Source organism: Streptomyces sp. NBC_01232 (assembly GCF_035989885.1).
GTDB lineage: Bacteria > Actinomycetota > Actinomycetes > Streptomycetales > Streptomycetaceae > Streptomyces.
Genome location: NZ_CP108518.1, coordinates 5,126,966 through 5,149,346, shown reverse-complemented (window position 1 = coordinate 5,149,346; position 22,381 = coordinate 5,126,966). Strand labels below are relative to the sequence as shown.

The 22,381-nt window shown below is 70.4% G+C and carries 22 protein-coding genes; 14 read left to right on the top strand and 8 right to left on the bottom strand.

Features of this window, described 5'->3' with window-relative positions; translation table 11 throughout:
• Positions 1–8 precede the first annotated feature (8 nt).
• The gene (locus OG444_RS23935) at positions 9–1,589 is read right to left on the bottom strand and encodes an acyl-CoA mutase large subunit family protein (protein WP_327264102.1); all 1,581 of its coding nucleotides are present in this window, start codon (positions 1,587–1,589) and stop codon (positions 9–11) included.
• Between the two features lie 202 nt (positions 1,590–1,791).
• On the opposite strand from OG444_RS23935, the gene OG444_RS23930 reads away from it, so the two are divergent.
• Positions 1,792–2,661, top strand: coding sequence for a L,D-transpeptidase family protein (locus OG444_RS23930; RefSeq protein ID WP_383198129.1), 870 nt, complete (start codon positions 1,792–1,794; stop codon positions 2,659–2,661).
• Between the two features lie 263 nt (positions 2,662–2,924).
• Here OG444_RS23930 and OG444_RS23925 read toward each other — a convergent pair whose 3' ends face one another.
• Together OG444_RS23925 and OG444_RS23920 are read right to left on the bottom strand one after the other, a co-directional pair.
• On the bottom strand, positions 2,925–3,914 hold the full coding sequence (locus OG444_RS23925) for a hypothetical protein (RefSeq protein ID WP_327264100.1): 990 nt from the start codon (positions 3,912–3,914) through the stop codon (positions 2,925–2,927).
• Complete coding sequence (locus OG444_RS23920) at positions 3,914–4,657, bottom strand: RNA polymerase sigma factor (RefSeq protein ID WP_327266899.1); 744 nt, start codon at positions 4,655–4,657, stop codon at positions 3,914–3,916. The genes OG444_RS23925 and OG444_RS23920 overlap by 1 nt, the downstream gene beginning before the upstream one ends.
• A 415-nt stretch (positions 4,658–5,072) precedes the next feature.
• Between OG444_RS23920 and OG444_RS23915 the strand changes: the two genes are divergently transcribed.
• The 5 genes from OG444_RS23915 to OG444_RS23895 all read left to right on the top strand — a co-directional run bounded on the left by OG444_RS23915 (position 5,073) and on the right by OG444_RS23895 (position 9,187).
• Positions 5,073–5,630, top strand: coding sequence for a 2-oxo-4-hydroxy-4-carboxy-5-ureidoimidazoline decarboxylase (locus OG444_RS23915; RefSeq protein ID WP_327266898.1), 558 nt, complete (start codon positions 5,073–5,075; stop codon positions 5,628–5,630).
• A 152-nt stretch (positions 5,631–5,782) separates the two neighbouring features.
• Positions 5,783–6,163: a succinate dehydrogenase, cytochrome b556 subunit gene (gene sdhC / locus OG444_RS23910; RefSeq protein ID WP_078892868.1), complete on the top strand. Its 381-nt coding sequence runs from the start codon at positions 5,783–5,785 to the stop codon at positions 6,161–6,163.
• A 5-nt stretch (positions 6,164–6,168) separates the two neighbouring features.
• Positions 6,169–6,651, top strand: coding sequence for a succinate dehydrogenase hydrophobic membrane anchor subunit (locus tag OG444_RS23905; RefSeq protein ID WP_327264099.1), 483 nt, complete (start codon positions 6,169–6,171; stop codon positions 6,649–6,651).
• A gap of 23 nt (positions 6,652–6,674) precedes the next feature.
• Complete coding sequence (gene sdhA, locus OG444_RS23900; protein WP_327264098.1) at positions 6,675–8,429, top strand: succinate dehydrogenase flavoprotein subunit; 1,755 nt, start codon at positions 6,675–6,677, stop codon at positions 8,427–8,429.
• Positions 8,429–9,187 carry a succinate dehydrogenase iron-sulfur subunit gene (locus OG444_RS23895; protein ID WP_136229770.1) on the top strand — a complete coding sequence of 253 codons (759 nt, stop codon included), beginning with the start codon at positions 8,429–8,431 and terminating at the stop codon, positions 9,185–9,187. The genes sdhA and OG444_RS23895 overlap by 1 nt, the downstream gene beginning before the upstream one ends.
• Positions 9,188–9,264: 77 nt before the next feature.
• Here the strand turns inward: OG444_RS23895 and OG444_RS23890 are convergent, their stop codons facing one another.
• Both OG444_RS23890 and OG444_RS23885 read right to left on the bottom strand, forming a co-directional pair.
• On the bottom strand, positions 9,265–11,694 hold the full coding sequence (locus OG444_RS23890; protein WP_327264097.1) for a DUF4132 domain-containing protein: 2,430 nt from the start codon (positions 11,692–11,694) through the stop codon (positions 9,265–9,267).
• Positions 11,694–12,086, bottom strand: coding sequence for a hypothetical protein (locus OG444_RS23885; protein WP_327264096.1), 393 nt, complete (start codon positions 12,084–12,086; stop codon positions 11,694–11,696). Before OG444_RS23885 ends, OG444_RS23890 begins: the two co-directional genes overlap by 1 nt.
• A gap of 129 nt (positions 12,087–12,215) precedes the next feature.
• Between OG444_RS23885 and OG444_RS23880 the strand changes: the two genes are divergently transcribed.
• The 8 genes from OG444_RS23880 to OG444_RS23845 all read left to right on the top strand — a co-directional run bounded on the left by OG444_RS23880 (position 12,216) and on the right by OG444_RS23845 (position 19,088).
• The gene (locus tag OG444_RS23880; protein ID WP_327264095.1) at positions 12,216–13,334 is read left to right on the top strand and encodes a serine hydrolase domain-containing protein; all 1,119 of its coding nucleotides are present in this window, start codon (positions 12,216–12,218) and stop codon (positions 13,332–13,334) included.
• Between the two features lie 56 nt (positions 13,335–13,390).
• A complete protein-coding gene (locus OG444_RS23875; RefSeq protein WP_327264094.1) occupies positions 13,391–13,954 on the top strand; it encodes a hypothetical protein in 564 nt (187 codons plus the stop codon).
• Positions 13,955–14,459: 505 nt separating this feature from the next.
• Complete coding sequence (locus tag OG444_RS23870; protein ID WP_327264093.1) at positions 14,460–14,768, top strand: transposase; 309 nt, start codon at positions 14,460–14,462, stop codon at positions 14,766–14,768.
• Positions 14,765–15,634, top strand: a complete 870-nt coding sequence (locus tag OG444_RS23865; protein WP_327264092.1) for an IS3 family transposase — start codon at positions 14,765–14,767, stop codon at positions 15,632–15,634. The genes OG444_RS23870 and OG444_RS23865 overlap by 4 nt, the downstream gene beginning before the upstream one ends.
• A 951-nt stretch (positions 15,635–16,585) precedes the next feature.
• The gene (locus tag OG444_RS23860; protein ID WP_327264091.1) at positions 16,586–17,344 is read left to right on the top strand and encodes an alpha/beta fold hydrolase; all 759 of its coding nucleotides are present in this window, start codon (positions 16,586–16,588) and stop codon (positions 17,342–17,344) included.
• 155 nt (positions 17,345–17,499) lie between these two features.
• Complete coding sequence (locus tag OG444_RS23855; protein WP_327264090.1) at positions 17,500–17,904, top strand: hypothetical protein; 405 nt, start codon at positions 17,500–17,502, stop codon at positions 17,902–17,904.
• A gap of 3 nt (positions 17,905–17,907) precedes the next feature.
• Positions 17,908–18,336: a thiol-disulfide oxidoreductase DCC family protein gene (locus OG444_RS23850; protein WP_327264089.1), complete on the top strand. Its 429-nt coding sequence runs from the start codon at positions 17,908–17,910 to the stop codon at positions 18,334–18,336.
• 11 nt (positions 18,337–18,347) lie between these two features.
• Complete coding sequence (locus tag OG444_RS23845) at positions 18,348–19,088, top strand: TetR family transcriptional regulator (RefSeq protein WP_327264088.1); 741 nt, start codon at positions 18,348–18,350, stop codon at positions 19,086–19,088.
• 22 nt (positions 19,089–19,110) lie between these two features.
• On the opposite strand, the gene OG444_RS23840 is transcribed toward OG444_RS23845, so the two are convergent.
• The 3 genes from OG444_RS23840 to OG444_RS23830 form a co-directional block, all read right to left on the bottom strand.
• Complete coding sequence (locus tag OG444_RS23840; RefSeq protein WP_327264087.1) at positions 19,111–20,667, bottom strand: ABC transporter substrate-binding protein; 1,557 nt, start codon at positions 20,665–20,667, stop codon at positions 19,111–19,113.
• A gap of 121 nt (positions 20,668–20,788) precedes the next feature.
• Positions 20,789–22,045, bottom strand: coding sequence for a metallophosphoesterase (locus tag OG444_RS23835; protein WP_327264086.1), 1,257 nt, complete (start codon positions 22,043–22,045; stop codon positions 20,789–20,791).
• The gene (locus OG444_RS23830) at positions 22,042–22,344 is read right to left on the bottom strand and encodes an SCO4848 family membrane protein (protein ID WP_327266897.1); all 303 of its coding nucleotides are present in this window, start codon (positions 22,342–22,344) and stop codon (positions 22,042–22,044) included. Before OG444_RS23830 ends, OG444_RS23835 begins: the two co-directional genes overlap by 4 nt.
• Positions 22,345–22,381 lie beyond the last annotated feature (37 nt).

The window sequence follows — 22,381 nt, the reverse complement described above, 5'->3', positions numbered from 1 at the left end:
AGTGTGTTTCACCAGGTGGAACCGGACGGCTCGTAGGTCCCCCAGACCTCCCTCAGCGCGCCGCACACCTCGCCCACCGTGGCCCGGGCGCGCAGCGCCTCCTTCATCGGGTAGAGCACGTTCGCCGTTCCCGCCGCCGCCTCCTTCAGGGACGCGAGCGCCGCCGTGACGGTCGCGCCGTTCCGCTCCGCGCGCAGCCTCGCCAGCGCCGCGCACTGCCGTGCCTCGATCGCCGGGTCCACGCGCAGCGGCTCGTACGCGTCCTCGCGCTCCAGTGCGAACCGGTTGACCCCGACGACCACCCGCTCGCCGCTCTCGGTCTCCTGCGCGATGCGGTAGGCGTTCCGCTCGATCTCGGCCTTCTGGAACCCGGCCTCGATCGCCGCCACCGCCCCGCCCTGCTCCTCGACCCTGCGCATCAGCGCGAGCGCCGCCTCCTCCAGCTCGTCCGTCATCCGCTCCACCGCGTACGAACCGGCGAAGGGGTCCACGGTGTGCGGCACGTCCGTCTCGTGCGCGAGGACCTGCTGGGTGCGCAGCGCGAGGCGGGCGGACTTCTCGGTCGGCAGGGCGATCGCCTCGTCGAAGGAGTTGGTGTGCAGGGACTGCGTGCCGCCGAACACGGCGGCCAGGGCCTGCACGGCCACCCGTACGAGGTTCAGCTCGGGCTGCTGCGCGGTCAGCTGGACCCCGGCCGTCTGGGTGTGGAAGCGCAGCATCAGCGACTTCGGATCGCGCGCCCCGAACTCCTCCCGCATGACGCGGGCCCAGATCCGCCGGGCCGCGCGGAACTTCGCGACCTCCTCCAGAAGGGTGGTGCGGGCGACGAAGAAGAAGGAGAGCCGGGGTGCGAACTCGTCGACCACCATCCCCGCCGCCAGGGCCGTACGGACGTAGGCGATGCCGTCGGCGAGGGTGAAGGCCACCTCCTGCGCGGGCGAGGCGCCGGCTTCGGCCATGTGGTAGCCGGAGATGGAGATGGTGTTCCAGCGGGGGATCTCGGCCCGGCAGTAGCGGAAGGTGTCGGCCGTCAGCCGCAGCGAGGGGCCGGGCGGGAAGATGTACGTCCCGCGGGCGATGTACTCCTTGAGCACGTCGTTCTGGACCGTTCCCGTCAGTTCCGTGCCCGAGATGCCCTGTTCCTCCGCAACCAGCTGGTAGAGCAGCAGGAGCAGTGCGGCGGGTGCGTTGATCGTCATCGAGGTGGAGACCCGGTCGAGGGGGATCCCGTCGAACAGCGTCCGCATGTCGTCGAGCGAGTCGACGGCGACGCCGACCTTGCCCACCTCGCCCTGCGCGAGGGGGGCGTCGGAGTCGTGTCCCATCTGCGTGGGCAGGTCGAAGGCGACGGACAGCCCGGTGCCGCCGCCCTGGATGAGCTGCCGGTAACGGGCGTTGGACTCGGCGGCCGTGCCGAAGCCGGCGTACTGCCGCATGGTCCACGGCCGACCGGTGTACATGTTCGGATAAATCCCCCGAGTGTAGGGGAAGTCGCCCGGATGGCCGAGCGCGGCGGACGGGTCCCATCCCGTCAGGTCGCCCGGCCCGTAGACCGGTTCGATGGGCAGTCCGCTCTCGGTGCGTGCCATGTGACGTAGTCCTCCGTAGAGCAAGCGGGCCCAGGACTGATAAAACCTCCCCGAGCCACCGCCGGGACGCCCCGGCGCGTATCGCTTCGTAAGGCTGCGGACGACTGCCGGTCACAATGGCGCAACATCCCGGAGCCGTGTGCAACTGTCCGCGCATGCGGAGCATCACCTAGATACACGACGTAGAAACCGGGGGACTGCAATGCAGCGCCAGAGATTCATAATCCGCACGATCGGGGTGGCAACCGCCGTCGCGCTCGCCGCGACCGCCTGCGGACCGCAGAAGACGGAGCCCGTTGCCTCCGCCTCCTCGGCCGCTTCCTCGCCCACGGCGGGCGCCTCCCCCGAAGCCTCCCCGTCCACCGACGACAAGCCCTCGGGCTCGCCCTCGCCGTCCGCGTCCGCGTCGGCCTCCGCGTCGGCCTCTCCTTCGCCGTCGGTGAAGCAGATCATGGCCAACGGCGACGAGAGCGAGCAGGTGCGCGAGCTCCAGGCCCGGCTCAAGCAGCTCAAGCTGATGTCGGTGGCCCCGACCGGCTTCTACGGCTCGAAGACGACGGCCGCGGTCAAGTCCTTCCAGTCGAAGAACGGGCTGAACGCCACCGGTTCGGTCGACGACGCCACCTGGAAGAAGATCCAGAGCTCCAGCAAGAAGCCCTCCGCCGACGAGCTGCGCCCGCCGACCGTCAACGAGGTCGACGCGCCGGACCCTCGCTGCATGGAGGGCCGCGTCATGTGCATCAGCAAGGAGAGCCGCACCCTCGCCTGGATGATCGACGGCAAGGTCGTCTCGACGATGGACGTCCGCTTCGGCTCCGAGAACACCCCGACCCGTGAGGGCGTGTTCAACGTGGGCTGGAAGGCCAAGGAATGGACGTCGACGATCTACCACACGCCGATGCCGTACGCGATGTTCTTCAGCGGCGGCCAGGCCGTGCACTACTCGGCCGACTTCGCGGCCCGCGGCTACAACGGAGCCTCGCACGGCTGCGTGAACGTCCGGGACAAGGGCAAGCTGTCGGCACTGTTCGACCAGGTCAAGGTCGGCGACAAGGTCGTCGTCTACTGGTGATGCCGAGGGCTGGGACCGGGGCCGGTGACCGGCCCCGCGAGCTTTCCCGCACACGGAAAACAAGAAGCCCGAGGCGATGCCTCGGGCTTCTGGTCTGACGTAAAGGGCGCGGGCAGGGCCGGGGGAACGTGCCCCGCCCGCGCCGGTTGCGCAGAGCCCAGGGGTACGGGGGGAACCCCGGCTCATGCGCGGCCGATGACCAGTCGGCTCGATATGTACTGCGCCACCGGTTCGAAAAGTGTTACAGGCAGGTCAGCACATGTTCAGCGGTCGCTGCGCAGGCCGGCCGAACCCTGCGGGACCGCCGGTTCCAGGCTCGGCGCCCGGAGCGTCCCGCCCAGCGGGGCGTCGCTGCGCTTGCCGCCTCCGGAGCCCTCTTCGTCCAGCAGCGACTTGCAGTAGGCCGGGATCCGGGTGAGGCCGTTGGCGAGGCGCGAGAGCCGCTCGCGGCGGGCGTCGTCGAGCCGGCCCGACTTGAACGCCTCGCACAGGTCCATCGCCTTGATCAGGGTCTCCCGGTTGCGCTCGCGGTCCTCGCTCGCGTCCCCGCCGCCCAAGGTGTCCCGGTCGCCGTCCTTGCCGCCCGTGCCGCTCTGGCCGCCCTGGACGTCCTTGCCGGTGCCGCCCGTCGCCGTGCCCGAGGAGGTGCCGGTGCTCGCACCGGTCCCGGGTGTCGCAGGACCGTCCGAGCCCGGCGGCTGCGGGGTGCCCGCCGTGACCGTCGCGTTCGCGCCCTCCGGAAGCCGGGTGGGCGCCGGCGTCGGCTTCGCGGTCGGCGCTCCGCTGCCGGTGCCCGGAACGGGGTCCTCGCCGGCGCTCACGGACATCGCCGGACCGGGGCCGGCGCTGTCGTAACGGGGCCGCTCCAGCAGCCCGGCGCCCGCCGCCGCGGCGAGTCCGCCGACGGCGACACTGGCCAGCGCGGCCGCCAGGCCGAAGCTCACGGTCCGGCTGCGCCGGGGAGCGGGCACGGGAACGATGCGGCCGAGGTCGACCACGGGTTCGGCGGACACGGCGGAGGCCTCCGCGGCGCCACGGGCGGTACGGAAGGCGGCCATGGCCGCGGCCTCGCCGCGAAGTTCTCCGGGCGGCGGCCCGGTCACGCCGCCCAGGGCGTCCAGGGCGGCACGCAGCCGCGCGGCCTCGGTCCGGGCCCGCTGACCGGCGGCCGGCCCCACAGGTTCCACCGGTTCACCGCGCAGCAGTTTTTCCGCTGCGGCTTTGTCCAGCCACCTGTTGCGCTCGTCGGCCATCACATGTCCTTCTGCGTCCGCCAACGTGAATCCGTCACACCGGTTTGCTCTACGAAGCCCCCGCCCCGGCCACGCTGTGCGGGTACGGCGTCGAGATCCCTCCCGCCCCCGCCGTCCCACACCTGGCCACGGGCATTATGACCGACCGTCGCGCGCGGGTCGGAGCCGGTGTCCGGGTCCGGCTCGAACCCACCCTCCGCGCCGAGCAGCTCGGCCAGCTTCTTCAGGCCCCGGTGGGCGGCCGTCCGTACGGCACCGGGCCGCTTGCCGAGGGTCTCGGCCGCGCTCTTGGCATCGAGTCCGACCACGACCCGCAGGACGACGGCCTCGGCCTGGTCCTGCGGAAGCTGCGCGATGAGAGCCATGGTCCGCCCGGTGGAGAGGGACTCCATCGCCGCGCCGGCGGTGTCGCACTCGGCGGCCCAGCCGGTCAGCTCGGTGTCGTCGCCGCCGATGGCCGGACGACGGCCGCGCATGCGGATGTGGTCGAGGGCCCGGTTGCGGGCGATGCGGGCGGCCCAGCCGCGGAAGCGGTCGGCGTCGCCTGTGAAGGAGTCGAGGTCGCGGGCTATCTGCAGCCAGGCCTCCGAGGTCACGTCCTCCGCGTCGCCGTCCCCGACGAGCGTGCGTACGTAACCGAGCAGGCGTGGGTGCACCGCGCGGTACACAGCACGGAACGCGTTCTCGTCGCCGTCCTGTGCCGCGAGCACCGCGGTGGTCAGCTCCGCGTCGTCCCCCAGCAAAGTCCCCAACCCGTTCACTGTCCTGTACGTGTGGCGCAAATCAGCACGTTACGGCTTTCAAGTACCTCGCGTCCACGAGTGATACAACGTGCAACCAACCCTGTGCGGAGCGAGGTGTGACACAAAACGCACCCGAGGCGCTGACAGGGATACGGGCTTGTCGCACGAGCCCGTGACGGATGGCGGCCGGGGCCTCTCCTGTGGGGGGTGGCGGCCTCGGTCGCCCTCCCCTTCCCGGGGCCTTCACCATGCCTGCCCGTGGCGCTCACGTCATCCTTTCGGCTCACTTCCGGGTGAAATCCCCGAATCGGTACGACACACCCTGCCCTGCGTCGATAGCGTGGCGGTACACCCCCGCCGCGCCCCGAGGAGCCCCCTGCTGTCCAGCCACCTTCCGGCACAGGCCCCAGGGGGCATTTCCCGCACCGCATCCGGGGCAACCTCCCACCCTTCTCACGGCTCCGGGCTGGCTCGGTTCAACGCCCTGTCCCCCGAAACCGCCCGGGCCGTCCTGCTGCACTGCTGCGGAAGCCCGCGCTGGGCGCACCGGGTGGCGGCGCACCGCCCCTACCCGGATCCCGACGCCCTGTTCGCCGCCGCCGACGAGGCCTCGTACGACCTCTCGCAGCGCGACCTGAGCGAGGCGCTGGCCGCGGAGTCCTCGGCGGAGCTGGAGCACGGGGCCCCGTACGCCGCCCTGCTGGCCCTCGACGCGGCCCATGCGGAGTACGAACGAAAGTTCGGGCACGCCTTCGTGATCTGCCTCGACAGACACCCGCCGGAGGAACAGGCCGACCAGCTGCTGGGCGCGATCCGCCGCAGGATGGGCCACGAGGTGGACGAGGAGCGCTCGCTCTCCGCCGACGAGCTGCGACGCGTCGCCCAGTCCCGGCTGCGGGATCTGACACGCTGGCTGACCTCTACCGATGGGCCGACTGCCACGGAAATCGGGCTATTCGCCCCTGTGGGATAGTCCGTACGTGCCTGTTTGATCACACCGATGGCCCCCGCGCAAGGGAACCGACAAAGCGTCGCTACGATGTCCGGGGCCGGAGGACCGTACCCGGCCGGGCCCGACCGACAAAGAAGCCGGCTGGCCCCCGCCCCGCTTCCGGAGGGTTTTCCGTGCCGGCTGGAACGTTGTACCGCGGCCGGGAAGGAATGTGGTCCTGGGTGGCTCATCGAGTCACCGGCGTCCTCATCTTCTTCTTCCTGTTCGTACACGTCCTCGACACCGCTCTCGTCCGCGTCTCCCCCGAGGCGTACGACGATGTCGTGGCTACCTACAAGACTCCGATCGTCGCGCTGCTGGAATACGGCCTCGTCGCCGCCATCCTGTTCCACGCGCTCAACGGTCTCCGTGTCATCGCCGTGGATTTCTGGTCCAAGGGCCCGCGCTACCAGAAGCAGATGCTCTGGACCGTCGTGGGCATCTGGATCGTGCTGATGGTCGGGGCCCTGTACCCCGTCCTGGGCCACGCCTACCTTGAACTGTTCGGGAAGTGACACGCATGTCTTCTGACACTTCTTCCGTCGACATGACCAAGGGCGTGGAGGGCGTTTCCCTCTACGACACCGACAACCCGGCGCCCTACATCGAGGCCCCGCGCAAGCGCACGGGCAAGACCCCGCGCTCGACCCGCGGCAACTTCGAGATGGTCGCGTGGCTCTTCATGCGCCTCTCGGGCATCGTGCTCGTCGTCCTGGTCATCGGCCACCTGCTGATCCAGCTGGTGCTCGACGGCGGCGTCTCCAAGATCGGCTTCGCCTTCGTGGCCGGCCGATGGGCTTCCCCGTTCTGGCAGGTCTGGGACCTGCTGATGCTGTGGCTGGCCATGCTGCACGGCGCCAACGGTCTGCGTACCGTCATCAACGACTACGCGGAGCGCGCCAACACGCGGCTGTGGCTGAAGGGCCTGCTCTACACCGCCACGGTGTTCACCATCCTTCTGGGCACGCTGGTGATCTTCACCTTCGACCCGAACATCCGCTAGGCAACGGGGCTGAGGCGAAACCAATGAAGATCCACAAGTACGACACCGTCATCGTCGGCGCAGGTGGCGCCGGCATGCGCGCCGCCATCGAGTCGACGAAGCGCAGCCGCACCGCGGTACTGACGAAGCTCTACCCCACCCGCTCCCACACGGGCGCCGCGCAGGGCGGCATGGCTGCCGCGCTGGCCAACGTGGAAGAGGACAACTGGGAGTGGCACACCTTCGACACGGTCAAGGGCGGTGACTACCTGGTCGACCAGGACGCCGCCGAGATCCTGGCGAAGGAGGCGATCGACGCGGTCCTCGACCTGGAGAAGATGGGCCTGCCGTTCAACCGCACCCCGGACGGCACCATCGACCAGCGCCGCTTCGGCGGCCACTCGCGCAACCACGGCGAGGCCCCGGTCCGCCGGTCCTGCTACGCCGCGGACCGCACGGGTCACATGATCCTCCAGACGCTCTACCAGAACTGTGTCAAGGAGGGCGTGGAGTTCTTCAACGAGTTCTACGTCCTGGACCAGCTCCTGGTCGAGGAGGACGGCGTCAAGAAGTCGGCCGGTGTGGTCGCGTACGAGCTCGCCACCGGCGAGATCCACGTGTTCCAGGCCAAGGCCGTCATCTACGCCTCCGGCGGCACCGGCAAGTTCTTCAAGGTGACCTCCAACGCGCACACCCTCACGGGTGACGGCCAGGCGGCCTGCTACCGCCGCGGTCTGCCGCTGGAGGACATGGAGTTCTTCCAGTTCCACCCGACGGGCATCTGGCGCATGGGCATCCTGCTGACGGAGGGCGCCCGCGGTGAGGGCGGCATCCTCCGCAACAAGGACGGCGAGCGCTTCATGGAGAAGTACGCGCCGGTCATGAAGGACCTCGCGTCCCGTGACGTCGTCTCGCGCTCCATCTACACCGAGATCCGTGAGGGCCGCGGCTGCGGTCCGGCCGGTGACCACGTGTACCTGGACCTGACGCACCTCCCGCCGGAGCAGCTCGACGCGAAGCTCCCGGACATCACCGAGTTCGCGCGCACCTACCTGGGCATCGAGCCGTACACGGACCCGATCCCGATCCAGCCCACCGCGCACTACGCCATGGGCGGCATCCCGACCAACGTCGAGGGTGAGGTCCTGTCGGACAACACCACCGTCGTCCCGGGCCTGTACGCGGCCGGCGAGGTCGCGTGCGTGTCGGTGCACGGCGCGAACCGCCTGGGCACCAACTCGCTGCTGGACATCAACGTCTTCGGCAAGCGCTCGGGTATCGCCGCGGCCCGTTACTCGCAGGAGAACGACTACGTCGAGCTCCCGGAGAACCCGGCGCAGCAGGTCATCGACCTCGTCGAGCACCTGCGCAACTCCACGGGCAACGAGCGGGTCGCCGAACTGCGCCTGGAGCTCCAGGAGACGATGGACGCGTGCGTGATGGTGTTCCGTACGGAGCAGACCATCAAGACCGCGGTCGAGAAGATCGCGGAACTGCGCGAGCGCTACAAGAACGTGTCCGTCCAGGACAAGGGCAAGCGCTTCAACACGGACCTGCTGGAAGCCATCGAGCTGGGCAACCTGCTCGACCTGGCCGAGGTCATGGCCGTGTCCGCGCTGGCGCGCAAGGAGTCCCGCGGCGGTCACTACCGCGAGGACTACCCGAACCGCGACGACGTCAACTTCATGCGCCACACCATGGCGTACCGCGAGGTCGGCGACGACGGCAAGGACTCCGTCCGGCTGGACTACAAGCCCGTCGTCGTCACCCGCTACCAGCCGATGGAGCGTAAGTACTGATGGCCACCCCCACCCTGGACAAGATGGAGGCGGCGGCCGCCGCCTCGCCGTTCATCACGGTCACCTTCCGGATCCGCCGCTTCAACCCGGAGATCTCGGACGAGTCGGTCTGGCAGGACTTCCAGGTCGAGATCGACCCGAAGGAGCGCGTGCTCGACGGTCTCCACAAGATCAAGTGGGACCTCGACGGCACGCTGACGTTCCGTCGCTCGTGCGCGCACGGCATCTGCGGCTCCGACGCGATGCGGATCAACGGCAAGAACAGGCTCGCCTGCAAGACGCTGATCAAGGACATCAACCCGGAGAAGCCGATCACCGTCGAGGCCATCAAGGGCCTCACCGTGATGAAGGACCTTGTCGTCGACATGGAGCCCTTCTTCCAGGCGTACCGCGACGTCATGCCGTTCCTGGTCACCAAGGGCAACGAGCCGACGCGCGAGCGCCTGCAGTCCGCCGAGGACCGCGAGCGCTTCGACGACACCACCAAGTGCATCCTGTGCGCCGCGTGCACGTCCTCGTGCCCGGTGTTCTGGAACGACGGCCAGTACTTCGGCCCGGCGGCGATCGTCAACGCGCACCGCTTCATCTTCGACTCGCGTGACGAGGCCGGCGAGCAGCGGCTGGAGATCCTGAACGACAAGGACGGCGTGTGGCGCTGCCGCACGACCTTCAACTGCACCGACGCGTGCCCGCGTGGCATCGAGGTCACGAAGGCGATCCAGGAAGTCAAGCGTGCGCTGATCACGCGCCGTTTCTGACCTTCCGGTCCGCGTGTGCGAGGGCCCCGTCCCCGGTTCGTCCGGGGGCGGGGCCCTCGCCGTTCCCCCGGGGCCCGTCAGCGGCGGATCTGGCCGGTGATCGTCGGGTCGGTGATCTCGCTGTCCTTCGCGAGAAGCACGGCCTTGGAGAGGACGATCGCGAGGGTACGGTCCCCCTCGAAGGGCAGATAGCCTGAATCGGCACCCGCCGTGCCCGCCGATCCGCCCGGCACGATGCACAGGTACTGGTCGTTGGGCGTCATCAGGATGTTCCCCGAGCCCAGGTGGATCCGATAGGTGCGCAGCTCGCCGCGCACGTGCAGGAAGCGGCCCTCGAAGGTGCAGCGGTCGGCGATGGCCAGCCGCGGCACCAGCCGCTCCAGCAGCGCCCGCCGGGTCTCGGCGCTCTGATTCAGCTCGCCGAAGCCGTACGCGTTCCAGTACGCGCGGAAGCGGCCCTCGGGCCCGCCGTCGGACCAGGTCGGATCGTTGCCGACACTGGCCACGCCGACGAAGAGGTCCACGTCCCGCAGCACCTCGCTCAGCACCAGCGCCGGAATCGCGGTGAGCGGCAGCGGGTCGACGGGGTCCCGGCCGCCCGGCAGCCGCATCGTGTATTCGCCGCCGTACGTACTGGCCTCGTTGTGCGGGGCGTCGATCGGGTAGAAGCGCACCTGGTCGGTCCGCAGCCGCAGGTAGCTCCCCGACTCGGTGGTGTCGACGCCGTCCTCGTGCCCCTCGCCCTCGATCCAGTACTCGGCGCGCAGCCCCCAGTGCGGCAGCTCGCGGGTGGCCGGCGGAGCGAAGTCGTCCACGCAGAGGCGGAGCGTGTTGCGCCAGCCCCGGGCCGCGGCGAGCGAGTTGAACTGGTGCTGACGCAGCACGTGCGCAGCGAAGCGGTTGGAGTAGCTCCCCGTGTTCCGCTCGGCCTCGGTCAGCAGGTACACCTCGCGGTGGGCCTGCTTGAAGGGCTGCGTCACGCCGTACCGCTCCAGCCACCGTCGCCAGGCGACCACCTCGGCGGGCTCCCTCCCGACGGGATGCCACAGCTCGACGGTGGCATCCTGCCCGGCGTCCGGGGCCAGGGGCTCGCCCGTGAGGGTGCGCAGCCGGCCGTCCGCGAAGCCGACCGCCGTGCCGTCCACGGTCCAGATCAGCCGCCGGGCCAGCGTCCCGACCAGCGGGTGGTCCAGGTACCGCTCGCGCCACTGCCCGTACGCCCACCGGCGCCGGGCCAGGAACTGCCCGTCGAGCCGCTCCGCCTGCGCGGACAGCGACTTGTCGATGTCCTTGACCGCGGCCTTGAGCTCCTTGAGCTCCTCGGCGCAGTCCCGCCGGACGGGGGCGGGCACGCTCTTGACCTGCTTGCCCGCGGCATTGCGCCAGCCGACGACGGCCTTGCTCCCGCGCACCTCCAGCAGTGCGGTGGCCTCTCCCAGAGCGAACTCGGCCCGGCCGACCTCCGTCAACCCGTGCGCGGGGACGGCCAGTTCCTCGACCTCCTCGCGGCTCATGCCGAGTTCGGCGGCACGCGCCTCCAGCGCCGCGTCGATGAGCTTGGCCGTGCCCTTGTACATCACCTTGGTTCCCAGACGCGCCAGTTCGGCGAGGGCCGCCTCACCCTCCAGGCGGGCCAGGGAGTTGACGGCCGCGTTGGCCACCTTGGGGTTGCGCGGCCCCATCCCGGCGGCCTTGCGCAGCGCGCTCTCCACCAGAGCGCCGAGCGCGCGGACCGTGCCGGGGTGCGGCGGGAGGAAGGACAGCAGCTGGGCGAGTCCGCGCAGGGCTTTGGCGTTGTACGGGTCGAAGGCCTGGTTGACGTCCGGCTCGTGCGCGGCCCGGTCCAGTTCCAGAGTGCGCGGCCGCCCGACGAGCGCGAGCCACGACAGCACGGCCTCGCGCACCGCATCGGCGCCGAGTGACGCGATGAGGGCCCGGCCGCCCTTCTCCCACCTGGCGGAGGGCTTGGCGGCGGTGGCGGTCAGCGCGTACGCGAGCAGCTCGCGCCGCGGCCCGTCCGCCATGGCCCGCTCCGCCCACTCCTCGCCGACGTTGAGCACGGGCTCGGTGAGCTGCCCCGCGAACGCGACGAGATCCCCGTCGCCGTAGCCGTTGACGGCGCTGCGCCGGACGGTGGCGACGACCGCTGGCGCGAGGGGCCTCCCGGCGGTGATCTCCGCCATGGCCAGGGCCTCGTACCGGTCGGCGTACCAGAAGGAGTGGCAGCGGGCTGCGACCTCCAGCCGGGCGGCCCGCTCCTCCTCCAGCGGAAGGCCGCCCAGGCCCCGGCCGACGAGAGCGATCAGAGTCAGCAGCTTCACGCGCACCGGGTCGGTGTCGACCTTGCGCCGGTAGCGGTCGGCGAGAGCCTCCAGCAGCCCGCGCCGGTCCTCCTCGGGAAGCTCCAGCATTCCGTCGAGCTGCGACTGGAAGGCCTGGTGGTGGGACATGGAGTGCACGGCCTTGCGGACGAGCAGGGCGACCTCCGCCGCGGCATCGCGCGTCATCAGCCACCCACCAGCGCGACGAGCCTCAGGAAGGTGACCTCGACGCCGAACGGCAGGGCGATCTCCTCGTCCAGACCGAGGATCTGCCGGTCCCCCACCAGTACCAGGAAGCCGTTCCGCTCGAAGGCCCGCAGCGCCAGCTCGGTCTGCCTCTCCGGGTCGATACGGCGCGGCGTCCGCAGCGCGTACCCGTTCAGGGTGCGTTCGGCCCCCTCCGGCCGGACCAGCCCCTGGAAGACCTCCGGCCGCTTCGCGTGGTACTCCGCAACCTCCTGGAACACCCTGCGCCGGATCACCTCGCGCAGCGCGAGCCGCTCCTCGGCGATCTCGAACGCCCAGCCGTCGCCCCGGCTTCCGGAGGTCGTCTCGTCGACGAAGGTCACCATTCCCATACGGCCGACAGTAGGGGTGAGCACTGACAACGGGCCGTCCGGACCCCCACACCGGTCAGGGGGCCGTCAGGGGCCGGTGGGGGGCTTCCCCGATGGCCCGTGGATCTTCCCCGCAACAGACTCGTGGACATGACGAAGACCCCGTACGCCGCGCCCGCCACCACCCGCCCGGCCCGCTGGGCCACCCTGGCCCTCACCGGCGCGGCCCTCGTGTCCGTCACGGTCGGCGCCGTCCTGCCGGCCTCGGCCGCCGAGCCGCAGCGCGCACGGGTGAACGGCACCGTCCGGGGGCATCAGACGGTCGACACCGCCGCCCTGACCACGCTGATGGAGCCCGGCCCGATGGCGAGCGGCACCATGGTCCGGGTCGGTGGGACAGGCCACGCACGGACCCGGGCCACGGGCCCGCTGTCGCAGGACCCGGCCGCGAACTTCCGTATCGGCAGCATCACCAAGCTGTTCACCTCCGCCCTGGTCCTCCAGCTCGTCGGCGAGGGCCGCTTCACCCTGGACACCCCCGTCCAGGAGCTGCTCCCGGGGACCCTCCCGGCGCACTGGGAGCCGATCACCGTAGGGCAGCTCCTGAGCCACACCAGCGGCCTCCAGAAGCCCTGCGTGGACTTCGGGCAGGGCGAGACGCCGACCCCGGAGCAGGTCGTCTCCCACTGGACCGACCCGAAGTGCGCGGCGCCCCAGTACCCCGTGCTCGCACAGCAGTACAACGGCGCCAACTACTTCCTCCTCGGCATGGTCGTCGAGAAGACCACCGGCCGCTCCTACGCCGACGAGGTCCAGCGCCGCATCGCCCGCCCGCTCGGGCTGCGCCACACGTACGTCCCGGGGCCCGGGGACCGCACCGTCCCCGGCCCGGCACTCACCGAGTCCGGCGAGATCGAGCCGTGGGCCTGGGCCGAGGGGGGCATGATCTCCAACGCCCCCGATCTGGAACGCTTCATGACGAACCTGCTGCGCGGCCGCCTGCTGAAGCCCGCCCAGCAGCGGCAGTTGTTCGTCATGCCCGCGCTCTCCGTGGGCGCCGGGGACCGCTTCAGCATGGGCGGGCTGCTGCGCAACGAGATCGACGGCACCGTCGTCTGGGGCAAGACAGGCTCCATGGGCCCGTCCACGAGCGGGGTGTTCGCCACCGAGGCCGGACGCCGCACGGTCGTGTATTCGCTCCTTCCGGCAAGCAGGGAGCGCGAGTTGATGCGCAAGCACCTCACCGCTCTGGTCAGCGCGGCGCTCTGACCTGGGTTGCCGGACCGGGGGTACAGGGCACGAGTCCCTGTGGAAGGATCGGCTGTATGAGCGAGCAGCAGCCGAATCCGTACACAAGCGACCCCGCCGGCCAGGGCGGTCAGCCCGGCACGCCCGCCACACCCGGCGAGGGCGACTACAGGTGGGGCCCCGGCGAGGCCAGTTACGGCTACCCGCAGCCCTACCCGGCGGCCCCGGCCTACCAGCCGACCATCGGCGGCGCCGGCATGCCGACCCCCGCCTACCCCATGGCCGCCCCGGCCGGCGCAGGATCGGGCTTCTCCCTCGGCGACATCACCGTGGTCGGGGACCAGATCATGACCCCGTCGGGCCCGATGCCGCTCAGGGGCGCGATGTGGAACGCGACCGACTTCTCGCGCACCGAGGAGAAGATCCCGCCGCACGCGATCGTGCTCGCCATCATCTTCTTCATCTTCTGCCTGCTCGGCCTGCTCTTCCTCCTCATGAAGGAGAAGACCACCACGGGCTACGTCCAGGTCACGGTCACCAGCGGCGGCCGCCACCACTCCACGATGATCCCGGCGGCAGGCCCGCACACCTACCAGTGGGTGATGTCCCAGCTGAACTACGCGCGGTCGCTGAGCATGTGAGGGCGGGGGCGGAGGCGGAGGCGGGGATGGCGAGGTTCGGTCGGGCGGGGGCCCGAGAGGCGCGGGGTGGCCGGGGGGCGGGAGCCGCTCGGGCGGCGGTCAGGGACGTGTATGGGGGTTTCCCGTCAGTCTCATCGTCTCTCCGTGTCGGGCCGGCCCCTCAAGGGCGCTCCTCCTTCGTCGTCGCGTCGCTGCGCGATGTCGCTGCGCTCCACCCTTGACCGCCCGTCCCGCCCCGGACATACGAAGACTGTCGGGAAGCCCCCAAAAGAACGAGCCGGGCTATCAAGACAGGGACGGGGTGGTCGGAGAAGCCCTGCCCGGTCGGGGGTGAGGCCTCTTCCCGAGGCGGGGCCCATGCCACACACCGGCCGGGTCGGTGGGCGCATCAAATCGCTACGCGCTCCTCATCTCTCAGCGTCCGACGACCGTCCGGGGCCGGACTGGGGTTGCTTCGTTTTGGCGGACATCCGGGATCCGGGCTTGTGCCCGGGGAGGGATGTCCATGATGGAGAACATGCCGAAGAAGAAGCCGCGGCAGCGGCGGCAGTTCACGGCCGATTTCAAGGCCGAGATCGTGGAGCTGTGCCTGCGCGGGGACCGGTCGGTGCCCGACGTGTGCAAGGACTTCGACCTGACCGAGTCCGCGGTCAGGCTGTGGCTCGCTCAGTCCGACGACAGCCACCAGCCCAAGGACCTGGACCGCGACGACCGGGAGGAACTGGCGGCTCTGCGGCGGGAGAACTGCCGTCTGCGGGAGGACATCGAGATCCTCAAGCGGGCCACGGCTTTCTTCGCGAGGGGGACCCGGTGACGGTGCACCCGTTCATCGAGGCGGAGAAGCAAGCAGGTCACAGCGTCAAACGCGCTTGTGAGCTCATGAAGGTCTCCCGGTCCGCCTACTACAAGCGCCGCCAGGAAACCCGCGGGCCGCGGGCCCTGCGAGATGAAGAACTGACAGCCCGGATCAGTGAGGTCCACAACCAGTCACGCGGCACCTATGGCGCCCCCAGGATCCACGCCGCCCTGCTGCGTGACGGCCTGGCCTGCGGACGGCGCCGGGTTGCCCGACTGATGCGAGAAGCCGGCATCATCGGCCGGCACCGCCGACGAGGCCGCCGCACCACCGTCCCCGACCCGGCCGCCGGCGCTCGCCCTGACCTGGTCGGACGCGACTTCCGGACCGACCCGGCCTCGACCGACACCCGCTGGTGCGGCGACATCACCTACATCCCCACTGGCGAGGGCTGGCTCTACCTGGCCACCGTCATCGACATCGCCTCCCGCCGCGTGGTCGGCTGGGCCACCGCCGACCACCTGGGCACCTCCCTGGCCACGGAGGCCCTCGAAGCCGCCTGCCACCAGCGTCGGCCGAAGGGCCCGGTCGTCTTCCACACCGACCGCGGCACCCAGTACACCAGCCACGCCTTCGCCCGCCTCGCAGCCGACCTGGACATTCGGCTCTCGGTCGGCCGCACCGGCGTCTGCTGGGACAACGCCCTCGCCGAGGCCTTCTTCGCCACCCTGAAGAACGAGCTCGTCAGCCGACACAACTGGCACACGCGGGCCGCCGCCAGAACCGCGATCTTCGAGTACATCGAAGGCTGGTACAACACCCGCCGACTCCACAGCAGCCTCGGCTACCAAAGCCCAGCCCAGTACGAAACCACCGCAGCCTGACCAACACATCACACCTGTCCGCCAAACAGGAACAACCTCAGACATAGGCCGCCCACGGCCTGGGTTCGTCTCACCAGATGCGTCCGACGACCGCCTGTGGCCGGTCATAAGCCGCCAAGACGCCCCAGTGCCCCTCATGGAGGGCGTCTGAGGGCTGTCCGGGGTGGAAAAACGCCTGACAGCGGCTATTTCGTCGTGGAGCCGGGTCAGCGAGAGCGGACCGCTCGAATCGCCGACCGCTTGCCCCAATTGCCCCTGTTTGGGGGCGGGTTTGTGGTGTCACTTGCGCACCGACCCGGATCCACGACGGAATAGCAGGGGAAACAGCCGTCAGCCCCTCTCGTCGGCCCCCATCAGCCCCTGCCGGCCGTCGGTCGCATGGCGACACAGTCGCACCGGGACCGTGGGCGGCCTATGTCCGGCCCAAGACCGGCTGGAGACGCTGAGACATGAGGAGCGCGTAGCGATTGGACGCGCTTCCCCCGACCCGGGCCCTGGGTCTGGATGGGCCCCGTCTCGGGGACGTGCCGCCCCCGACAGGGCAGGGCTTCTCCGGCCGCCCCGTTCCTGCCTCCTGTCCCCCGGCCCGTTCCTTTGGGGGCTTCCCGGCAGTCTTCGTATGTCCGGGGCGGGACGGTCGGTCAAGGGTGGCCGCAGGCCATCGCGCAGCGACGCGACCGTAGGGAGCGCCCTTGAGGGGCCGGCTCGACACGGAGAGACGATGAGACTGACGGGAAACCCCCATACGCATCTCCGATGCCGACCGAGCGGCTCCCGCCACCCCCGAAGCCACCCCGTGCCTCTCAGGCCCCCGCCCGACCGAACCTCGCCGCCCCCGTCCCCGCCTCCGCCTCCGCGTCCGCCCCCGCCATCCCCCCGCCACCCCGCGCCTCTCGGCCCCCCGCCCCGAATCACAGTGACAGGCCGCCCGCGCCCGGCGAGGATCAGCGGATGATCGTTTCTCATGATGTGGACGGACCCGTCGAGGGGCCCGTCGTCGTTCTGCTGCACTCCTCCGTATGCGACCGGCGGATGTGGGAACCGCAGTGGCAGCCTCTGATAGAGGCCGGGTTCCGGGTGGTCCGGATGGACTTCCGGACCTGCGGGGAATCCCCCGCCGGCCAGGCCCCGTACAGCGACGCCGGTGACGTACGGGACCTCCTGGACCACCTCGGCGCGCACCGGGCGTCCCTGGTGGGGAGTTCGTACGGCGGCCGGATCGCCCTGCAGGTCGCCGCGCTGCATCCGGAGCGGGTGGCCTCGCTGCTCCTGCTCTGCCCGGGACGGCCGGGCCACGTGCCGAGTGCGGAGCTGCGGAAGTTCGGGGCCGCGGAGGACGTCTTCCTGGACGCGGGCGACCTGGCCGGCGCCGCCGGGTTCAACGCGCAGACCTGGCTCGGCCCGGACGCCGACGCCGGTGCCCACGCGCTCGTGCGGGCCATGCAGCTCCGGAACTTCGAGATCGCCCTGGCCGTCACCGAGAGCCACGAGCTCCCGGAGTCCCCGGTCGACCTGGCCGCGGTCGCCGCCCCGACCCTGGTCGTCGGTGGTGCGCACGACCACCCGGACTTCCGCGGCATCGCCGCCGAGCTCCCCGGCCTGGTCCCGGGCGCCGAGCACGTCGAGCTGCCGTGGGCGGGGCACCTGCCCTCGCTGGAGCGTCCGGCGGAGACCACCCGTCTGATGCTGGAGTTCCTGCCCCGCGCCTGACGCACCGCCCCACCCTCGAGGCGAAGCCCCCGGCAATCCGCATGCGGATTCCCGGGGGCTTCGTGCTGCCGTCGACAGGTCGCTTGAACTTGTTCAAAAAGAGGCCTACAGTCATCCCCGTCAGCAGTTGAACACGTTCAAAGGGGCTGGGGACAATGGACCTCACCGTCATCACGTATGTCATCTACCTGCTCATCAGCATCAGCCTCACCGTCTGGGTGGCCCGCACGCTCAGCCGTAACGGCCGCGTCTTCATCGGTGACGTCCTGCACGGCAACGAGAAGCTCGCGGACGCCGTCAATCAGCTCCTCGTCGTCGGCTTCTACCTCGTGAACATCGGCTTCGTGACCCTCTACCTCCGGTCGAAGGACGAGATCACCGACGCCCGCGGCCTCTTCGAGGCGCTCTCGGTCAAGCTCGGCGTCGTCCTGCTGGTCCTCGGTGTCATGCACCTCGGGAACGTGTGGGTCCTGAACAAGATGCGCCGCCGCGGAATCATGGAGCGCCAGCAGACCCCGCCCGTCGCCCCGCAGGGGTGGACCGCGCCGGTCGGGGCCTGAGCCATGCCGACCGCCACCGCTCCCGTACAGCGCCTGACCGTCCTCTACGACGCCGGATGCCCGCTCTGCGTACACATCCGGCACTGGCTGCTCGCACAGCGGTGGCTGGTCCCGCTCGCCCTGGTCCCCGCCGCGTCCTGGGAGGCGCACCGGCGCTTCCCCCGCCTCGACCACGCGTCGACGCTCAAGGAGATCACCGTCGTCGGTGACTCGGGGCAGGTGTGGACCGGGACGGACGCCTTCATCGTGTGCCTGTGGGCACTGGCCGAACACCGGCCGAAGGCGAACTGGCTCGCCACCGCGGCCGGCCGGCCCTTCGCCCGGGCGGCCATGTACACGGCCTCCGCCTGGCGGCAGGCCGTGCGCAGCGAGGGCGACCCCGAGGGGGCGGAAGGACCGGCCTGTGACGACCACTGCCCCGTCCCCGGATAGGCTCGTGCACCGTGACTGATCAGAAGGCTCCCAAGAGCGAGCAGACCCGCACGCTCATCCTCGAAACCGCGCTCCGTCTCTTCCAGGAGCGCGGGTTCGACAAGACGACGATGCGGGGTATCGCGAAGGAGGCCGGCGTCTCGGTCGGCAACGCCTACTACTACTTCGAATCGAAGGAACACCTGGTCCAGGGGTTCTACGACCGGATCGGCGCCGCCCACCAGGCGGCGGTCCGGCCCATCCTGGACAACGAGACCGATCTGCAGAAGCGGCTCGCGGGCGTGCTGACGAGCTGGATGGACATCGCCGCCCCGTACCACGAGTTCGCCTCGCAGTTCTTCAAGAACGCGGCGGACCCCGAGAGCCCGCTCAGCCCGTTCTCGCCGGAATCGGAGCCGGCCCGCCAGGCCGCGATCGACATCCACCGCGAGGTGCTGGCGGGGGCGAAGACCAAGGTGCCGGCCGAGCTGGCCGACGTCCTGCCGGAGCTGATGTGGCTCTCGCAGATGGGCCTGGTCCTGTACTGGGTCTTCGACCGCTCCCCGAACAGCGAGAAGACGCACCGGCTCGCCGAGCGCGGCGCGCAGCTGACGACGCGGGGCATCGTGCTGGCCCGGTTCCGGGTGCTGCGGCCGCTGGTGCGGGAAGTGCACGAGCTGTTCGCGGACTTCCTGCCGGGCATGGCCCAGACGGCGACGGCGGGGGCCCGGCGCAGGGCCTCGGACCCGTACCCGGACAAGGACCCCGCGTAGCCGTCGGACTCCCCCGGCTCCCCTACAGCCAGTCGAGTTCCCACAGGCGCCAGACGCCGGTGCCGTCGGACAGGTTCTGGGCTCCGGTGACGTCCTCGCGGGACATCACGTAGTCCTTCTTCTGCCAGATCGGCACCATCGGGGCCTGCTGGGCGACCAGCTTCTGGAGGTCGCGGAATTCCGCGGCGGCGTTGCCGCGCTCCGAGTGGGACTGGGTGCGGGTGATCAGCTCGTCGACCTGCTTGTCGGAGAAGCCGTTGTTCATGGACGAGTCGGCGCCGACGAGCGGGGCGAGGAAGTTGTCCGCGTCCGGGAAGTCGGCGATCCAGCCGATGGTGTAGGCGTCGAACTCGCCCGCCGCGTAGCCCTTCTGGAAGTCGCTCCACTGCTCGACCGGCTTGATCGTCAGCTGGAAGAGGCCGGTGGACTCCAGCTGGCGCTTGAGCTCCTCGGCCTCGGGCAGGTTCGCGCCGCGTACGTTCACACCGAGCTTGAGGTGCACGGGGGCGGTGACCCCGGCCTCCTTGAGGAGCTTCTTGGCGGTGGCCCCGTTGGGCGTCGGGTAGGCGTCGAAGAACGGCGTGCTGTGGCCGCCGATGCCGGCCGGGACCAGGGAGTACAGCGGGGTGACGGTGCCGAGGTGGACGTCGCCGGCCACCTTGGAGCGGTCGAGCACGGCGGCGACGGCCTGGCGGACGGCGAGCGGGGCCGCGGTGGAGCCGGGGCGGACGTTGAAGACGATGGAGCGGATCTCGCTGCCGCCGGAGGCCTGGTAGCGGGTGTCCTTCATGCCCGGGTTGAGGTCGGCGAGCACGGCGGGCGGCATGTCCCGGTGGGCGACGTCGATCTGGTGGGCCTTCCAGGCCTGGTCGAGCTGCTGCGAGTCCTTGAAGTACTTGACGTTGACGGGTCCGCGGGCGGGCTTGCCCTGGCCCTTGTACGAGGCGTTGGGCTTGAGCTCGACGCTCGTGCCGGTCCGGTACGCGCCCAGCGTGTACGGGCCGGAGCCGTCGGCCTTGCCGTCCTCGCGCAAGGACTTCGCCGGGTACTTGTCCTTGTCGACGATCGCGGCGGCGCCCGTCGCGATCTTGAAGGGGAAGGTGGCGTCGCGGGCGGAGAGGTTGAAGGTGACCGTGCGCCCCTCGGCCTTGACCGACTCCAGCGTGTTGAAGAGCGGGGCCGGGCCCTGGTCGGAGTTGATCGCCTTGATGCGGTCGAAGGAGTGCTTGACGTCCTCGGCGGTGATGGTGCGCCCGCCGGCGAACTTCACGTCGGGGCGGAGCTCGCACTGGTAGGTGGTGAGCTTCTGGCCGACGAAGTTGCAGGAGGCGGCGGCGTCCGGCACGGGGGCGTCGGAGCCGGGCTTGATGGTCAGCAGCGACTGGTAGATGTTGCTGAACAGGGCCCAGGAGCCGGCGTCGTACGCCCCGGCCGGGTCGAGGGAGGAGACCACGTCACTCGTTCCGACCCGGACCGCACCGCGGCCGTTGCCGTCCTCGGGCAGCAACTGCCAGGCTCCGACGCCGGCCACGCCGAGGACCAGCCCGGCCGCGATTATCTTCGAGCGGACAGACCGCATCCCCTGAACCCCACCCCTTGACCGCTGACAGCGTCGCGCTGTCCGATTAACGGTCATCCCATCACGGAATATCAGCCGCCGGAAGGCCGGTTTGTGAGGGTGCTCCGGCGTTTGAGGCGGGTCAGGCCTGATATGAGGCGAGTTCGACGACGGTGATGTCGGACGGCGCTCCCACACGGACCGGCGGTCCCCAGGCTCCGGCCCCGCGGGAGACGTAGAGCTGGGTGTCGCCGTAGCGCTCCAGACCGGCCACGGTGGGGTTGGCGAGCTCGGCGAGGTAATTGCCCGGCCAGAGCTGGCCGCCGTGGGTGTGGCCGGACAGCTGGAGGTCGACCCCGTGGCGGATTGCGTCGTGGATGACGACGGGCTGGTGCGCGAGGAGTACGGCGGCCCGCGACCGGTCGCGGTCACCGAGGGCGGCCTGGAAGTCGGGGCCGCTGCCCTCCAGTTCCCCCTGGATGTCGTTGACGCCGGCGAGGTCGAAGTGCGGCATCTCCTGGCGGGCGTTCTCCAGCGGGGTCAGGCCCAGTTCGCGGACGTGCTCGATCCACTGCTCGGCGCCTGAGAAGTACTCGTGGTTCCCGGTGACGAAGAACGAGCCGTGGCGTGCGGTGAGCCGGCGCAGCGGCTCCGCGGAGGGCCCGAGGTCGGGGACGCTGCCGTCGACGAGGTCGCCGACGATGGCGATGAGGTCGGGCTGGGTGCGGTTGACGGTGTCGACGATGCGCTGGGCGTGGGCGCGGCCGAGCACCGGTCCGAGGTGGACGTCGCTGACGACGGCGATCCGGAAACCGTGGGCCGCGCGCGGCAGTTTGGCGAGGGGGACCTGCACCCGCTTCACCCGCGGACCGCGCATGACTCCGTACGTCCCGGCCCCGACAGTCCCGAGGGCGACGGCGGCGGCCGTCCCTCCGACCGTGCGCGACACGAAGCGCCGGCGGCTCAGCCCGTCGCCCGTGGCGGGCCGCTCGGCGGTGACCGTGGCGGCCGCGGGTGCGGCCGCGGCGGGGACCTCCACGGGCTCGGGCCGGCCGGTCACCGCCCCGGAGGAATCGCGGTGGGCCGGACGGCGGAGCAACAGCGCGCGGACCGGCTCCGCGACCAGCATCGTCAGGGTCAGGTACAGGAGTACCGCGAGCCAGAGGTACCCGGGCCAGGCCACCGTCTGCTCGAGCCAGAAGGGGGCGCCCGCGCGTCCCGCGGTCAGCGCGGCCACGGAGAGGAGGGGCAGGGCGATGGCCGAGGCCGTGCCGATGCGCCGGGGGAGGCCGCCGGGGGTCGTGGTGTCGCGGACGAGCCGGACCCAGAGCCAGCGGTGGACCACGACCAGCAGGGCGCAGACCGCCAGTGCGACGAGGGCGAAGATCAGAATTCTCATGCCTGTGTGTCCGAATCCGCTCGGTTCGTACGGTCCGTGCCGTCCGCACGCTCCGCACGTGATTCACGCCGCAGGGCGAGGACGGCACGCAACCCGATCAGTCCGACCGCCGTCCCCAGGAGAAAGGACGACACCGCAAGCGTCAGGTGCACCCAGAAGTAGGAAGTGGGACCGCCCGCCGCATCGAAGGCAAGACCACTGCCGTTCCTCCACAGGTTCCGGACGAAAGACACCCAGATGAACCAGCTCCACACTCCGAACGCGAGCAGGAACCAGGAGGCGGTACGGCTGAGTCTCATGTCTTCAGTATCGGATTCGTCCCCAGGACGGACGCGC

Coding starts and splice junctions, on each gene's coding strand:
- OG444_RS23935 (WP_327264102.1), bottom strand. CDS start 1,589: ATGGCACGCACCGAGAGCGGACTGCCCATCGAACCGGTCTACGGGCCG.
- OG444_RS23930 (WP_383198129.1), top strand. CDS start 1,792: ATGCAGCGCCAGAGATTCATAATCCGCACGATCGGGGTGGCAACCGCC.
- OG444_RS23925 (WP_327264100.1), bottom strand. CDS start 3,914: ATGGCCGACGAGCGCAACAGGTGGCTGGACAAAGCCGCAGCGGAAAAA.
- OG444_RS23905 (WP_327264099.1), top strand. CDS start 6,169: ATGTCTTCTGACACTTCTTCCGTCGACATGACCAAGGGCGTGGAGGGC.
- sdhA (WP_327264098.1), top strand. CDS start 6,675: ATGAAGATCCACAAGTACGACACCGTCATCGTCGGCGCAGGTGGCGCC.
- OG444_RS23895 (WP_136229770.1), top strand. CDS start 8,429: ATGGCCACCCCCACCCTGGACAAGATGGAGGCGGCGGCCGCCGCCTCG.
- OG444_RS23890 (WP_327264097.1), bottom strand. CDS start 11,694: ATGACGCGCGATGCCGCGGCGGAGGTCGCCCTGCTCGTCCGCAAGGCC.
- OG444_RS23885 (WP_327264096.1), bottom strand. CDS start 12,086: ATGGGAATGGTGACCTTCGTCGACGAGACGACCTCCGGAAGCCGGGGC.
- OG444_RS23880 (WP_327264095.1), top strand. CDS start 12,216: ATGACGAAGACCCCGTACGCCGCGCCCGCCACCACCCGCCCGGCCCGC.
- OG444_RS23875 (WP_327264094.1), top strand. CDS start 13,391: ATGAGCGAGCAGCAGCCGAATCCGTACACAAGCGACCCCGCCGGCCAG.
- OG444_RS23870 (WP_327264093.1), top strand. CDS start 14,460: ATGATGGAGAACATGCCGAAGAAGAAGCCGCGGCAGCGGCGGCAGTTC.
- OG444_RS23860 (WP_327264091.1), top strand. CDS start 16,586: ATGATCGTTTCTCATGATGTGGACGGACCCGTCGAGGGGCCCGTCGTC.
- OG444_RS23855 (WP_327264090.1), top strand. CDS start 17,500: ATGGACCTCACCGTCATCACGTATGTCATCTACCTGCTCATCAGCATC.
- OG444_RS23850 (WP_327264089.1), top strand. CDS start 17,908: ATGCCGACCGCCACCGCTCCCGTACAGCGCCTGACCGTCCTCTACGAC.
- OG444_RS23840 (WP_327264087.1), bottom strand. CDS start 20,667: ATGCGGTCTGTCCGCTCGAAGATAATCGCGGCCGGGCTGGTCCTCGGC.
- OG444_RS23835 (WP_327264086.1), bottom strand. CDS start 22,045: ATGAGAATTCTGATCTTCGCCCTCGTCGCACTGGCGGTCTGCGCCCTG.
- OG444_RS23830 (WP_327266897.1), bottom strand. CDS start 22,344: ATGAGACTCAGCCGTACCGCCTCCTGGTTCCTGCTCGCGTTCGGAGTG.